Annotated in this window: 11 protein-coding genes and 1 rRNA gene; 6 read left to right on the top strand and 6 right to left on the bottom strand. The window is 39.9% G+C overall.

What is annotated here, in order from left to right; translation table 11 throughout:
- Positions 1 to 15: 15 nt before the first annotated feature.
- Both rrf and AAEO56_RS12565 read left to right on the top strand, forming a co-directional pair.
- Positions 16 to 124: ribosomal RNA gene (rrf, locus tag AAEO56_RS12570) — 5S ribosomal RNA — on the top strand.
- Positions 125 to 947: 823 nt separating this feature from the next.
- Positions 948 to 4,199 (top strand): T9SS type B sorting domain-containing protein, encoded by a 3,252-nt coding sequence (locus AAEO56_RS12565; RefSeq protein WP_341697415.1) that lies wholly within the window; start codon positions 948 to 950, stop codon positions 4,197 to 4,199.
- A gap of 47 nt (positions 4,200 to 4,246) precedes the next feature.
- Here the strand turns inward: AAEO56_RS12565 and AAEO56_RS12560 are convergent, their stop codons facing one another.
- Positions 4,247 to 4,690, bottom strand: coding sequence for a DUF4268 domain-containing protein (locus tag AAEO56_RS12560; protein ID WP_341697414.1), 444 nt, complete (start codon positions 4,688 to 4,690; stop codon positions 4,247 to 4,249).
- Positions 4,691 to 4,726: 36 nt separating this feature from the next.
- Here AAEO56_RS12560 and AAEO56_RS12555 point away from each other — a divergent pair, with 36 nt between their 5' ends.
- The 4 genes from AAEO56_RS12555 to AAEO56_RS12540 all read left to right on the top strand — a co-directional run bounded on the left by AAEO56_RS12555 (position 4,727) and on the right by AAEO56_RS12540 (position 9,363).
- Positions 4,727 to 5,392, top strand: coding sequence for an NUDIX hydrolase (locus AAEO56_RS12555; protein ID WP_341697413.1), 666 nt, complete (start codon positions 4,727 to 4,729; stop codon positions 5,390 to 5,392).
- A gap of 39 nt (positions 5,393 to 5,431) precedes the next feature.
- Positions 5,432 to 6,235: a lysophospholipid acyltransferase family protein gene (locus AAEO56_RS12550; RefSeq protein ID WP_341697412.1), complete on the top strand. Its 804-nt coding sequence runs from the start codon at positions 5,432 to 5,434 to the stop codon at positions 6,233 to 6,235.
- 333 nt (positions 6,236 to 6,568) lie between these two features.
- The gene (locus tag AAEO56_RS12545; RefSeq protein ID WP_341697411.1) at positions 6,569 to 7,702 is read left to right on the top strand and encodes a hypothetical protein; all 1,134 of its coding nucleotides are present in this window, start codon (positions 6,569 to 6,571) and stop codon (positions 7,700 to 7,702) included.
- A 2-nt stretch (positions 7,703 to 7,704) separates the two neighbouring features.
- On the top strand, positions 7,705 to 9,363 hold the full coding sequence (locus tag AAEO56_RS12540; RefSeq protein ID WP_341697410.1) for a T9SS type A sorting domain-containing protein: 1,659 nt from the start codon (positions 7,705 to 7,707) through the stop codon (positions 9,361 to 9,363).
- A 50-nt stretch (positions 9,364 to 9,413) separates the two neighbouring features.
- On the opposite strand, the gene AAEO56_RS12535 is transcribed toward AAEO56_RS12540, so the two are convergent.
- The 5 genes from AAEO56_RS12535 to AAEO56_RS12515 form a co-directional block, all read right to left on the bottom strand.
- Complete coding sequence (locus tag AAEO56_RS12535; protein WP_341697409.1) at positions 9,414 to 11,531, bottom strand: TonB-dependent receptor domain-containing protein; 2,118 nt, start codon at positions 11,529 to 11,531, stop codon at positions 9,414 to 9,416.
- Between the two features lie 97 nt (positions 11,532 to 11,628).
- Positions 11,629 to 12,483, bottom strand: a complete 855-nt coding sequence (locus AAEO56_RS12530; RefSeq protein ID WP_341697408.1) for a TraB/GumN family protein — start codon at positions 12,481 to 12,483, stop codon at positions 11,629 to 11,631.
- 11 nt (positions 12,484 to 12,494) lie between these two features.
- Complete coding sequence (locus AAEO56_RS12525; RefSeq protein ID WP_341697407.1) at positions 12,495 to 13,136, bottom strand: hypothetical protein; 642 nt, start codon at positions 13,134 to 13,136, stop codon at positions 12,495 to 12,497.
- Positions 13,137 to 13,142: 6 nt separating this feature from the next.
- A complete protein-coding gene (locus AAEO56_RS12520) occupies positions 13,143 to 13,637 on the bottom strand; it encodes an RNA polymerase sigma factor (RefSeq protein ID WP_341697406.1) in 495 nt (164 codons plus the stop codon).
- Between the two features lie 246 nt (positions 13,638 to 13,883).
- A complete protein-coding gene (locus tag AAEO56_RS12515; protein WP_341697405.1) occupies positions 13,884 to 14,945 on the bottom strand; it encodes a DUF3810 domain-containing protein in 1,062 nt (353 codons plus the stop codon).
- Positions 14,946 to 14,978 lie beyond the last annotated feature (33 nt).

Here is a 14,978-nt window from a genome sequence, read left to right as displayed (position 1 = left end):
AAGCAATGAACCTTTTAAGGTGGTTATTGCGGCGGGGCTCACCTCTTCCCATCCCGAACAGAGTAGTTAAGCCCGCCTGCGCAGATGGTACTGCAATTTGTGGGAGAGTATGTCATCGCCTTTTTTTTAGAAACCCTTCATCTAACGATGAAGGGTTTTTTGTTTTATACCATTTTTAAAGTAAACGGGATCAATGCAGAAACCTGGGATCAATACAAAAACCTGTGGGATGATAAATGGATCAATACAAAAACCTGTGGTATTAATAAATTTATGCATATAATTTAGTGAGCCTAACACGGCAAAAACTCTTCTACACACATTATCCTTTCATTGTATCTCAGATCAGTTCAAAGAACACTGCGTGTCTTCCTTATATAGATACGTTTAATGTTCCGGCCTTTAGGTGTTTTGTAAACTTCTAAAACTTCCAAACATAAATTCATACATTCAATTTTGTTAATCTTATCAATACCATTTTATAAATTTTCACTTTGTAATTAGCTTCTTGGCCGATTTAAGTTTTTTTTGGTAATCTAAGTGAGAAATTTCGTCGTTTAATATTAACCGAAAGATATTGAAACGTTAACTTATAATGTTTTATTATCTAAATTATTTGAAATATCCTCTAATATTCTCTTAAAATAAAATAAAATACCTATTATTTACCAAATTTTAACAGAAAGTAATATTTGAATAGTTTTTTTTTAATACTTCATAACTGTTTGATTTGTAGATTTTTGTAATTAATTAACAATATTCAATAATTAAATAATGCAAAAACAATCGACCAACTACACTTGCAACCTACTAATAATCAGTTAATTACGGTATTGTTTTCGTAATATTGCATAGTGGAATATGTAGAATGATATATCTGATTACTGTTTTTAAGACAAGATTAACAGAATGAGGTGTTTAAATGTTTGGTAAAATTCAATTAAGCTATGAAATTATTTAAAACTTTACTTGTAATAGTTGTACTATTCACAACTACTGTTAGGGGTCAACTCGCAAATTTTAATCTCCAGGTAACTAAAACAGATGAAACGTGCTTAGGCAATGGAGTTATAAGGTTTACAGTTTCAAATACTACACCGGGATCTTTGATGTTATTTAAAGTATATCATCTCCCGGATACTTCAACTGCTATTGCGATCCTGTCTGAAAACATAGTGGGAGGACTCAGTGCCGGTAATTATAAAGTTGTTGCAATACAATCTTTAGGAAGCCTTACTAATTCCCAGGAACAAACTATTGCCATTACCAATAATATTGTTCCGCTTAATTTCAGTGTGACATCCGATAGTCAAAATTGTGCCAATGGCGGTAATATCATCGTAAATACACTTTCCGGTATTGCAGAATCTTATGAAATTATTTCAGGACCCATTACAAGGCCCCTGCAAACTTCAAATGTGTTCCAAAACATGGTAACAGGCAGCTATAATATAAGAGTGTATAACAACTGCGGGGTAGCAAAAGTAAAAACATTTACCCTTACTGTAGTGAATTCTACTCTGGATATATCCGAAGCAACGTATTCCGAAATAGGTATGCCTTGTGACTCTATCAGGGTAAATAACGTAGTTAGTCCTGACGGTGGTACGATCAGCTATCCATTATCTGTAAGGCATACCATAACGCCTATGAATATTGGTGGCGATACTATTGTATTTGACCATACCTATAACAGTGGCGCACCTGATTCTCTTGAAATCTCTGCTGTGTTGCCACGACTTGCAGATGTATATGATTATGATATAACAGTTACTGATAATTGTAATGCAGTTTACCAAAGGTCTGGTGTTGTAGACCCTAAAATTGCTGTTACACTTGCAACTGAAGATGCACCATGTGCGAATAAATTCCTTGTTCTTAATGCAACAAAGTTCACAAACTCTTTTACGGTTAATTTTACAAGTGCGCCGGAAGGATTTGATGCCACTGCATTTAACACGAATGCAGGAGAACCCTTTACAGATGCTACAGTAAATTATGGAAGCGTAACTAATCCTGTACCTTTTGGGAATTATGAAGTTGAGATAACAGACAGCTGCGGAAGGACGGCAACTACAACGCTACTCGTTGAGTTCGTTATGCCAAAACCGACTGCTACGGGAACGAATAACGGATGCTTTTCTGAATATGGAAGGATAAGAATAACCGTTCCTCAGCAGAAGATTGTAGTGGCAACTATCATTGCAGCTCCTTCTACGTATACGGTTGCCTTACCACAAATTGTTACCGCTAATATTAATGCGCAGGGAAGGCTGACACTTAATAACATGCCCCTTGGCGTTTATACTATAGTTTTTACAGATGATTGCGGATTTGAATATCAAAAAGATATTGAAGTACCTCCTTATGTAGAGAAAGAATTTGATATTGCTACCCTTCCGGCATGCGATGCAGGGTTTGGTACCGTACGCGTAAGGAGTGGTAACGGTATGCTTCAATCGGCTACTATTACCGCTGCACCGTCTGCATTTGGGCATACACTTCCCTATTCAGTGTCAGCTAATATAGATGCAGAAGGCAACCTTTATATGGCCGGGCTTCCGCAAGGCACCTACACTTTTACCGCAACAGATATATGTGGTGTTGTAAAAGCGCAGACCATAAATGTTGAAGGATATATGCCGCCTCAAAACAGTTTCGTATATACGCCAAACTGCGGTGGCTTCTCTGTGAAAATTACCGATGCCAGCAATGGAGTAGAAGCCTCTTCCTACTGGTTGCAGAAATTTAATCCTGCTACGGGCACTTGGGGCCATCCTTCTAACGGAAACGCTTATAATGAAGGCACTGTGCCTGTAACAGGTAACAGTATCAAACTAAGCAACAATACGGTAAGGAATAACCTTAATTATGCAGGTAAATTCAGGGTTGTTAAAAAGTTTGAAACCTTTAGCAGCGGAAGCGCCGAAAATACAATTTGCCTTAGCGTGCTTGGCGAATTTGAATACACTGAAGGCTTCTCAATAAACAGTGCGTATTCGCTTGCCTGCCTTGGCACACCAAACAATGTCATGCTTGATGTAACCGGCTATCCAACTGCTTATAAAATCATTGAAAAAAATGGTGCTCCTTTCGATTTCGATAATGGTACAAGTAATATATTTACCAATCTCCAGCCTGCAGAATATGTTTTCGAAATAGAAGATACCTGTGGAAACATTGTTACCCGTTGGTTCAATGTACAGTCGCTGCCGGCTATTGCAAGTGCGACAAATCCCGGCGATATGATAATCTGTGCTGAAGCAGGTACTGTACAAAATCATGAATTCCACCTTACAGATCAAAATGCAGGTGTACTTGGGTCACTATTCAGCGCTACTTATACGATTACCTACCATCTTACACAGGCGGATGCCGATAACGGTGTAAGTGCACTTCCTGAGTTTTATACTAACGTTACTAACGGTCAAACCATATATGCGCGTCTTGTGCACAACGAAATATCAATATGCCATGGCACAACTTCGTTCAGGCTATTTATTGGCGACTATCAGGAACCGGTAATTACCACCAGTGGAAGTATATGTAATGAAGGAAGGTTAATGCTGTCGGCAGGCGCTGGCTATAGCAGCTACCTATGGTCTACAGGCGAAACAACACGCAGTATTTTGGTAACAGATCCGGGTGTTTACACCGTTATTGTAGAAAAGGCGTATGGCAATAAATCATGTGATGGTTTTGCTGAAGTGGAGATTAAAGCATCTTTCACGCCAACAATCGAGAAAGTAGATACTAAAGACTGGACAAGGGAAGATAATGCTATAACTGTTTATACGAAAGAAGCCGGAGAATATGAATATTCTATCGATGGTGTAAACTACCAGGCGGAAAATGTATTCACAGGCCTCGAAACCGGAGTGTACAATGTGTATGTTAAAGACATGAACGGATGCGGACAGGACATAAAAGAAGTTGTACTGATGCATTACCCTAACTTCTTTACACCTAATGCCGATGGCGTACATGACAGGTGGCGTATTGAATACTCTGTAAAAGAGCCACACATGAACGTAACAATATTCGACCGTTACGGAAAGCTGATAACATCATTCGGGCCAAATCACGAAGGATGGGACGGCACACTTAACGGCGCCCAGCTGCCCTCTACAGATTACTGGTTTGTAGTTACGAGGGAAGACGGCAGGGAGCTCAGAGGGCACTTTGCAATGCTCCGCTAACTAAATTTACTAAAACAATCAGGGCTGCTCATTCGGGCAGCCCTTTTTTATGTGTTTATTTCAAGGTCGCGGATATAATCTTCGTATTCATAAAAAAAACGCTCGAACGAATCCATATTAATATTGAAAAACCTGAATATTGCAGCCCAGCTCGCCATATTGTAAAGGCTTATGCCATTCAGTTCCACCCACACCCGGCTGATCGCTTTGCCGTTTTCCAGGTAAAAATTCTTTTCAAATACTGCATCCGGCAAAAACTCTTCAAGTAGTATTGTTTTCAGCGATTCTATTTTTTCAAAATAAATGATGCGCTTTTCATCCTCTTTAGGTTCTATGTCCAGCATTACCTGTGCTTTTTTATTATCAACATAAAACTTGAAAGTGACATCCTTTATCTTCGTGTTGTATAAAAGCCACTTACGGGGATAGGCCTCTGCGAATGCTGTCCAGAATTCTTTTTTTATTTTTTGCGCCTCTGCTTTGCTAAACATGTTGTTTGTTTTTATGATGCATTTTGAAGTATCTTTATGGTTGAAACCGTAACGATAACAATGCTTTTTACCGAATTCACCAAATATATACCAAAGATACTGAATCAACAGCTGCCCGCTGTAGAAGCACATGTAAAAATGTCTCCGCTAGAAAGGATCCGCTCGCTTGATAAAGATTTTTATAAGGATAAAAACCCACGCCTATCGGCAGTTATGATGCTTTTTTATCCTATAGACGGCATAACGCACCTTGTACTGATAAAGCGCAACGCATATCCCGGCGTCCATTCGTCACAAATATCGTTCCCGGGGGGTAAGGCAGAGCCACAGGATAAAAGCCTTGCCGAAACAGCGCTGCGTGAGACATTTGAAGAAATTGGCATAGCGCCCGATGCTATTAATGTTGTCATGCCATTCTCAGAAATATATATTCCGCCGAGCAATTTTCTTGTATACCCGTTTTTAGGGATCACTGAAAATGAGCCTGCTTTTAAGCCCAACCCCGATGAAGTGGTTGCAATCATCCAACTGCCGCTCGATGTCTTTCTTGACGAGGCTATTGTTGTCAGTACAGGGATGCAAACCTCCTATGCAGAAAATCTTATGGTCCCGGCATTTAAGTTTGAAGAGCATATTGTATGGGGCGCTACGGCGATGATTCTGAGCGAGCTTAAAGAAACGATAAAAACCGCCGTTAAATAATAACCTTTTTGTAAGTTTGCGGTTTATTTTGTTATCATTATGGGTTTATTCAAAAGAAATCCTTTCGGACATATATTATTCCTGAAAAAATGGCTAATTCGCGTTTTCGGGGTACTCACACACAGGCGTTACAGGGGATTTAACGAACTTTACATCGACGGCTCTGAAATCATCAGGGCACTGCCGGATAAAAATGTATTGTTCATATCCAACCACCAGACCTATTTTGCCGATGTTGTGGCCATGTTCCACGTATTTAACGCCAGCCTTAAAGGGCGTGAGGATACTATTAAGAACGTTGGCTATCTATGGCAGCCTAAACTCAATATCTATTATGTAGCGGCCAAAGAAACGATGAAAGAAGGCCTGCTACCGCGAATATTATCCTACGCCGGGGCAATAACCGTTGAGCGTACCTGGAGGGCAAAAGGCAAAGAGGTGCAGCGTGAGGTAAATCCCAACGATACCGAGAACATCCGTGTAGCTTTGGAAGACGGTTGGGTCATAACCTTTCCGCAGGGCACCACAAAACCGTTTAAGCCTATCCGTAAAGGTACGGCGCACATTATCAAACAACATAAGCCAATAGTTGTGCCTATTGTTATCGATGGTTTCCGCCGCTCATTCGACAAGAAAGGCCTTCGAATGAAAAAGAAAGGTATCCTGCAATCGTTTATTGTAAAAGAGCCACTACAGATCGATTATGAAAACGAAAGCGTAGAATCGATTTTGGAAAAAATAGAATATGCCATAGAGCAGCACCCGTCCTTCCTCAAAGTCATCCCTGCCGAAGTGATGGAGCAGCAGGAAGAGCTCAATAAGCAGCGCAAGTGGCAGTATTAGAAAATTGAAAGAGGCGAAAGCCTCTTTTTTTATTTTAACACAAACTTTTTTGATTTTTATTTGACCATTGTTAAAACAAACCACTGTTTGGTGTATTATGCATTTTAACGACTGACTATTGCTTTACATCGAATTAAGGTTTTAATAATAATGGGGATTCAATTTTTGTATTAAATTTATTACATAAATTTACAAGCCTTTTAATCAGCATTTACGACTAAATTTCATTTTTCAAATTTTATTTTCAAAAAAATCTCCCGTTTTGGGAGTAAATTTCTATTGCCTTTTACGAACGGATTTCCGAATAATATGTAACCAATTAATTTTATAAATATGAAAACAAGAATTTTTTTAGGAATGGGATTACTGGTATCGGTGATCGGGTTTGGGCAGACGTATAATGCAGGTACAGGTTCAGGCCCGGGTGGGGGTACCGATGTCCATGTTGGCACTTCTGCCGGTGCGGTAATGCCAGCAGGATCTGCTACAACAGGTTTTAGCACATTTATTGGATATCAAGCTGGAATGGCTAATACAGCCGGCTATAATACGATGGTAGGTTACAAGGCCGGTACAGGTAATGTAACAGGGGTTGATAATTGTTTTTTTGGTGCTGGAGCGGGTGTAGATGCAACTGGTTCAAGAAATATATTTATAGGAAGACTCTCGGGGCAGCAATCGACAGGAGATAAAAATGTATTTGTTGGGCAGCAGTCGGGTATATATGCTGGAACCAATAATGTCGGCTTAGGAGATCACGCAGGATATACAAATGCGAGTGGTTCCTCGAATAATGAAAATGCATATTTAGGGTCAAGTGCAGGTCAAAGTTCTATTGGAAGTTATAACGTTATGCTTGGTTTTCAGGCTGGTTTTGGGGTTTCCGGAGACTCTAATGTGTTCATAGGTTATAATGCGGGACACAATCTTGGCGAGGTAGATGATATATTATTTATTGAAAATTCCACAAAAGATATCCCTTTGATATATGGAGATTTCTCTCTCGAAGAACTCAAATTCAATGCAAAAAAAGTAGGTATTGGGTTTGAAGGAACTTCCGGTAACGAGGGCTTCGGTGACTTCCCCGCACTCACAGGCCTTGAAAATGCAGACAAATACCGACTCTTTGTAAGAGGAGGAATTCTAGCAGAAGAAGTACGCATCAGGCTACACGAAGATTGGATTTGGCCGGATTATGTTTTTGCAAAAGACTACAACCTGCTTTCTCTAAAAGACACAGAAAAGTATATTTTAGAAAACGGCCACCTGCCAAATATGCCGTCAGCAGAAAAAGTAAAAGCGGAAGGCGTAGAACTTGGAAACATGGTAACGCTGCAGCAGGAAAAGATCGAGGAGCTTACGCTACATCTTATAGAGCAGGAAAAGCAGATCGAGGAATTGAAGGCACAAAATGCCAGACTGGAAGAACTGGAAGCAAAAGTAGAATTGTTACTTAACAAACAATAATTATGAAAAAGTACACAATGCAGTTATTGCTTGTTGCTTTTTTATTGATGGCTTTTCAATCCTTTTCGCAGGAAAAAAGGCAATACAAGCCTAAATATGAAAAGACATTAAAGCTGCAGGCGCAGGAAAAAGAAATTCAGCGATTTATCTCTGAAAATCTGGATGGGTATAAACTTACTCCGGAAAAGGAAGCCTTAGTTCGCAAGAACTTTACAAAAGAAGTAAAAAATGACAATTATACAGAAGACCCCGATCTTGATAATTTATTATTGAAAATAAAAAAGAACGAATTGAGGGAACTATATATTCAGCAGCAGATCTCTGTCAATCGTAGAACTGGAATGAATGATGAACCAATGCCAGAGCCTGTTATTGGGTATATTTGTGATAATGGAGGATTTGAGGATGTAACGATTACGGATTTGATCATGAATGGTTATAGCTTTGCCCGCGGTAATGTACAAGATTATGACGTGGTATTTGATTGTGAAACACTTTTCAGTAATTCAATGACTACGATTCCTACTCTTCCGGTTGTAAATCCTGCCTATTTTTATGATGAAATTATTTTAGTTAATAATGACAACAGCATATTTGAGGGATATGACGGAATTCTATATGAATCGGGTGACCTTGTAACAAGAGTTAGTGCCGGAAATGGGGCAATAAAATTAAATGGTAGTGTAGGAGGTGACGTCTTAAGTATAGCTAGAATGCGAAAACGATTTATTGTAGGGAGCGATGTTGTTAGCTATGATTTTTCGTTAATTTTTGGTGATAATTTTAATGATTATGATGCCGACCTAAACGCCCGGTTTATAGCAAGATTAATTGATGAAAATGGTATTGTTGTTGCAAGTAATTGTATCGTTGCAAATACAAATGACACAGAGATGTTCTATCATGGAGGATCGAATTTAACTGGATATTCAATATATACAGGTTGGCGATGTGGCGAATTATCAACTGAACTTTTGGAACCGGATAGTGAAGCAACTTTGGAGTTTATCATTACAGATTATAGCAACGAACATCATCTTCCATCTTATGACTTTGGAACTGCTTATATAGATAATATCTGCAATATTTCCTGTGAGGATCGAGATTGTCAGCATTATCTAGAACTTCATGGAGATGTGCCTTCAGGTACCGATGAGCAGCAGGCATCTGATTATATAAACGCTTATAACACGATTAGTTCTGGTGCAACAGCTATTTATCATGCAGGCCATTATGAAGATAATATACTTACAGGCGAGATAGTGTTATTGCCTGGTGACGGAACCGATACTACAGGTTTTGAATGCTTAAATGGCTCAACAGGACATTTTTATATAGAACCATGTGATATCGGATCACCTTCTTTCGTGGCCCGCCACGCCATGCCTCAAACCAAAGGGCAGGAAGCCAAACCTACAGGCTCTCTCCAAATCTTCCCGAACCCAGCCAACAGCGAGCTAAACATCGTATCAGCGAATATCTCTCTAAAAGCAATAAGATTGGTATCGCTTGATGGCAAACTGGTGCTTGAAAGGCAGCTGGGAGCAGACAGCAACAAGAACATTAAACTGGATGTGAACGCGCTTTCTTCAGGCATTTATATCCTGACTGTTGAAACGAATGACGGTACAGTTACGACCCACAAAATCGTCAGGGAATAATAATATCATTAACCAGTAAGAAAGAGAGGCACCCGCCTCTCTTTTTATTTTTAATTCTTTATCAAACTATCCGGTTGCTGCTGTTTCTCGTTACTCAATATGTTGCTCTCTTTTGCTAATTTGTTCTTAGTAGGTATTTTGTAGTTCAAAGAAAAACCGACCCTTCGCGTGTCGTTTTTGGTGGTATACAACAGGTCGGTACCTACAGAGCCAAATCCCTGCCTGTTAGTATTGAGCAAATCATTTACATAAACGGATACTGAGAGGTTATCCGACATGAATTTCCTGGAAAAATTAAGGTCCAGCTGCTGGTAAAGCGGACGTTTTACCGAGTAATAATAATAGTTCCCGCCTGCGGTTGTGGTATTGAAGTTGGCCGAAAGCTTTATCTTCTTCGGTAAGATGATCTGTGATGATAGATTGATGTTCCACACCGCCTTAGTATCCACGCCGGGGATAGTATGCTTTTGGCTGCCGGCATAAATATACAGGAAGTTGATCTCATCAGGGTTAAAATCCATTTTCAGCACCGCGTCAAGGCCCTTTGTGAAAAGCATATAGGGCACCGGTATACCAAAGCTGAAGTTACGGATGGTGGCATTCGGCAGGTTTTGCGAAACACTGGCAGCCCCGCCGCTTTCGGTATTTATGATCCTGTTTATTATAAGGTTATTGGCATCTGTAACAGAATAATTTATCGTAAAATATTCAAATGCGCTCAACAGGATCTCATAATTATTAAAGATGGACGGCTGCAGGTTCGGATTTCCGAAAAAGCCCACATTCGGGTTCTGGTAGTTGGTATTGTTCGGGTTTAGCGAAGACGTATCCGGCAGGCTTATCTTTTTATTAAAATTGGTATTCAGGTACACCTGCGGCATGATATTGTACTGGATGGTAGCATTCGGGAAGAAGCGGGTGAGTTCAAACGGGATCAGGTCATCGGTAGCAGTATTTCCGCGAATGTTATACGACTCCAGCCTTCCGCCAAGTATAAAATCGAATTTTTTATACGTTACCTGCGCTTCGCCATAGGCTGCATAACTCGACCTTGTATATTCAAGATTCTTTATTCCTCCACTTTCGGCTGTAAAGTCGAGTTTGTCTGCCAATACCCCTGCACTTATCTTGGTTTTGTCCACCAGCTTTATTTCCTGCGTATAGTCGGTTTTAAACTGGTAAAAATCCTGGTCGCTGTTATTTCCCAGTACCGTATTTTGGTTCAGCCTCGAATCCTGGCTGAAATCGCTGTCACTGTTGTTATAGTTGAAACGGAAATCGAGCTTTGTAAAAGGGTTGTCAAAACGCTTTTGGTATGTAGCCATTGCGTCATTGTAAAAACGCTGTGTTTTGCTTTTATCATCCGATGTAAAGCCGGCGCCGTCGGCGGTTATATAGGAAGTGTTATTGTTTCCGTTAAGGTCATAATTAAGCAGCAGGCGGTCTTTTTTGAAATCGAATTTTACGCCCGACCTTAGGTAATAGAACCGGTTTACCCTGTCGGAATAATTTTCCGAGAGTACCACGCCGGGAGCGGTAAACCTTGTCGCCTGGTAGTTTTCGCCATAACTCTGTCCTCCATTTATCTGCCAGGTAAACAGTTTGTTGCCCGAACTTAGCAGCAGGCTGTTATTGAACCTGTGCCTTGAATCGTCATATTTGGTATAGCTGTACCCGTTAGAATAGGTGGCCGACAAATATTTTTTTGTGTTTTTGGATGTGATAATATTTATGATAGCGCCCCCGGATGTCGCGGGGAATTCGGCGCCGGGCTGGGTAATGATTTCCACTTTTTCAATCGAGTTTGCAGGAAGTCCTTCCATATAGGCATTTAGCTCATTGGAATAAATATTGAGGGGCCGCCCGTCCATGTAAACCTGCAATGACTTTCCCTGGTACAGCATCCCTGCAACATCGGAAATTATTAGGCCGGGAATTTTTTTAAGCCCATCGTATAACGACCCAGAATTCAGGTGCGGCTGGTCTTCAAAATTAAAAATGGTCCTGTCGGCTTTGCGCTCTACGGCCTTTTTCTTCTTTTCGAGCACAATCTCGTCAAGTTCGGTCTCCATTTTTTTGATACTGTCATTCTTAATAGTATCATTGACAACCTGAGAAAATAAGCTTGCAGATGTTATCATGAAAAAAAAGGCGTAGATGTGTTTCATAGTAAGGTATTGGTTTGATATAATAAAGGCCTACACAATTTGTAGGCCAAAAAAATATTTTTTGTAGGATTTGTTGTATAACGCTTCTGTTTCGAAATTATTTCACAGCTTCCACTTTATAGCCTTTTTTCCTTAGCAACATGATCACACCTTGATCACCGCCAAGGTGGGCAGCGCCGACACCAAAAAAAGTAGCGTCCTTTTTAGCGATTGCTTCTATTTTCGGTATCCAGTTCCGGTTACGGTTATCAAGCAATACAACGCTGTTCTCGCCATAAAATTGATTATCTTCGTCATTCATGAAGTCCATCAGGCCATTGAGGTTTTTTGCCTTATAGAGATCCATCATTTTTTTAAATGTAGCCTTGCTCTCATCAATCCCTTCTTTAGCGGTTTTTACAAGCTCCTTCATTTGTTCTTCGTACGATATCATATCAAATACGGCCATCTGCTCCTCCATTGTCTCAAGTCCGTAAACTTCCTCTTTTTGCTCTTTGCTTACTTTCATCAGCTCGCCTTCGATAGACTGGATTGGACAATCTATCATTTTTGGCAAAACCATCATACCTACCAGTGAAGGCTTAAACTTATCCATCATTTTTGCACCCATACCTACATTCTTCTGGAGGAATTCATCTACGATCTTGTAATCTTCGGGGCTTGCCAGCGAAGTAAGGGTCTTACCATCCTTCATCATCATGCCGGTCATCATTTTCGCCTGCATGCCGGGATCATCCATATCCATTTCCAGATAAAGCTGTGAGGTTGCTCCCAGTGCGTCCAGTGTATTTTTATCCAGTGTGGCATCGCAGGTAACGTGGATGGTACCCAACAAATAAGAAGGTTTGCTCAGGCCGTTTCCGGAAATTTTCCATAAAAGCGCATTGTCCAGTTGCTGGGCATGCGCAAAGCAGGTAAAAAGAGTTATTGCGGCAATCAGTATTTTTTTCATTGTGAATGGATTTAAAGGTCTATTTTTTTAAGTTCTTCGTAATTGTGGCGCAGGCGTTTGAGCAGTACTCCATATATTAGTTTGTAGAACAGCCAGAATACCAGCACAAAGATGCCTATGCATACTATTGCCAGTGCAATATAGATACAATAAAACATCATTGCATTGCCATGCTCTTCATATTTATGGAGGGTAGTAAGAAGTTTCTGGTCTTTTTGGAAATAGATGATAAATACAATAATAAACGAAATGATTAGGTAGGCAATGTTGGCAATGATATAGTGAGAAACAGTTTTACGTGTTTTCAGTATGCTGTCCATCAGTTTTTTTACATTGTCGGTTGTTGTTATCTTCCTGTAGTTGATATAGAACATACAGAAGAAATAAATGATTATGACATATCCAAATACGGTCATTGGTATCGTAATATAATCTACGTGAAAACTTTCCATCTGCCTGGTACTTTTGTTATCCTTCATAAGGAAAGACAGTCCCAGCCAAAATACAAATTCGAGTATGCTTATAATGAGTATCCATTTTACGATGGAAGAAGACTTTTTATGCAGCATGGCATAAATGTCCTTCTCGGAGAACTTGGGGAAATTCCCCTGGTTCTTCTTCCAGTCTTGTTTTAATTTATCTAACTCTTCCATTTTTCCTTACGGATTTAATATTTTCTTTAGTTTCCCTTTTATCCTGTTCATTTTTACACGGGCATTTACTTCGCTGATACCCAGTGTTTCAGCTATCTCTGTGTAATCCTTATCTTCAAGGTACATAAATACCAGTGCCTTTTCAATATCATTAAGCTGTTGGACTGCCTGGTACAGCAGTTTTATATGCTCCTCCTCTTCATAATTGTATTCATCCTGGTTGACGCGATGCAGTTTGCTGTCAAATTCTATTGTATCTACAGTCCTGGTTTTCTTTCGGTAAAGTGTAATGGCGGTATTAAGTGCGACCCTGTAGGCCCATGTGGTAAACTTGGCATCGCCCCTGAACTGCGGATAGGCCCTCCATAATTGTATGGTTATCTCCTGGAACAGGTCTTTGTGGGCATCTTCATTGTTAGTGTAGAGCCTGCATATTTTATGTATCAGGTTTTGGTTTTCCTGAAGCTGGTTTACAAAAGACGTTTCAATTGACGAACTCATGCTGCATTGGTAGGTAAAAAGGCAAAAATGTTACACTCAGGGAACAATTTAAATTTATTAAATGTCTAAAATTTAGTTTAACCACATAGCTTCATAGGATATATGGTGATCTATTGCTACTGATTGAGATATATTCGCACATAGTGAAGCGAACTCCAGGCTCTGTGTAACTTCGTTGGTCTTTAATATCACTTTCTAAGGCTATGTACCTGTGGTTAATATGGATCTTTTAAAATTTTGATCTTATTACAATTCTTTATTTTCATAATAATTCACAAGCAGCCCTACGAACTTGCTGTAGGTTTTCATGCCATCTTTCTGGCTGTTAAGCTTCAGGAAATTATCATAGATATATTCAAAAATATCCTCAACGAAAGAATCATATTCCTCGCTGAATTTTTCACTTTCCTTAAAATTGGTTAAAACCCCTTTACTAATAAGTGGGGCAAGGCTTTTAGCAAGCTTCTCGTTTTTCCTGGCAATGTTGTTCATGCAGTATTTCAGCGCGAAGGAATAACCCGAATATTTAAAATAAAGGTCATCGTTATAAATAGAGGCCATATACCCGATGAAGTTTGCCTCGCTTTCGCTGGCATAGCCTATCTGGTGCGACATTTCGTGGCAGGCGGTAGTAGGCAGGTTGTATTTTGGAAGCCTGTTGTTTACCTGGGCTTCATTCGTAAAAGGGTTCAGGTAACCGCCAAAGCCCATGTACGACAACGGAGCGCTTAGCAATGACGACTTAATACTCTCATGATCAAAGGCAAAATAAGGGTAGTGCTTTCCGAGATTGTTATAGCCGTTTATCGATTTGAAATATATTTCATCAACAGTATAGGGACTTACAATTTTCAGGCTATCATTCTTTTCGATCTGCGCATGCATGGCATTGGTCTTAACGATTAGCTTTTTGGTAAATGCCACAAGTTCGGTAAGTGTGTACTCTTTGTCCATGCCCATTTTTTCATGCAGCGGAACCCTGCGGTAATTGACCGCCCAAAGAAAGTTGAACAGGAAGTAAAACACGGAGAAGGTAGCTGCCATCGTAAGCAGATTGTATTTGTATTCCCTACGCCAGGTTTTCCGCCTTTTCCAAAGCCAGCGAATGCAAAGGAAAATGGCTATAAGGTAAAGGATATCGCCAATAGAAAAACCAATCCATCCGAAAAGTATCCGTGACGCTTTTGAAAGAACAGGGAAGATACCGTTACTGTAGTACTTCTCTACAAATCCCGGGAATAACCCGAGCAGGTTAACAATGATTATTTGTACAACAAGCAGTATTGCCAGTATTTTCTTTTTCTTCATCGAATAATAGTGATAGATTGTAAATATACTATC

The organism is Flavobacterium arundinis, from assembly GCF_038289855.1.
Classification (GTDB): Bacteria; Bacteroidota; Bacteroidia; order Flavobacteriales; family Flavobacteriaceae; genus Flavobacterium; species Flavobacterium arundinis.
The sequence above is the reverse complement of the archived record's forward strand: the minus strand, read 5'-3'. Positions and strand labels throughout refer to the sequence as shown.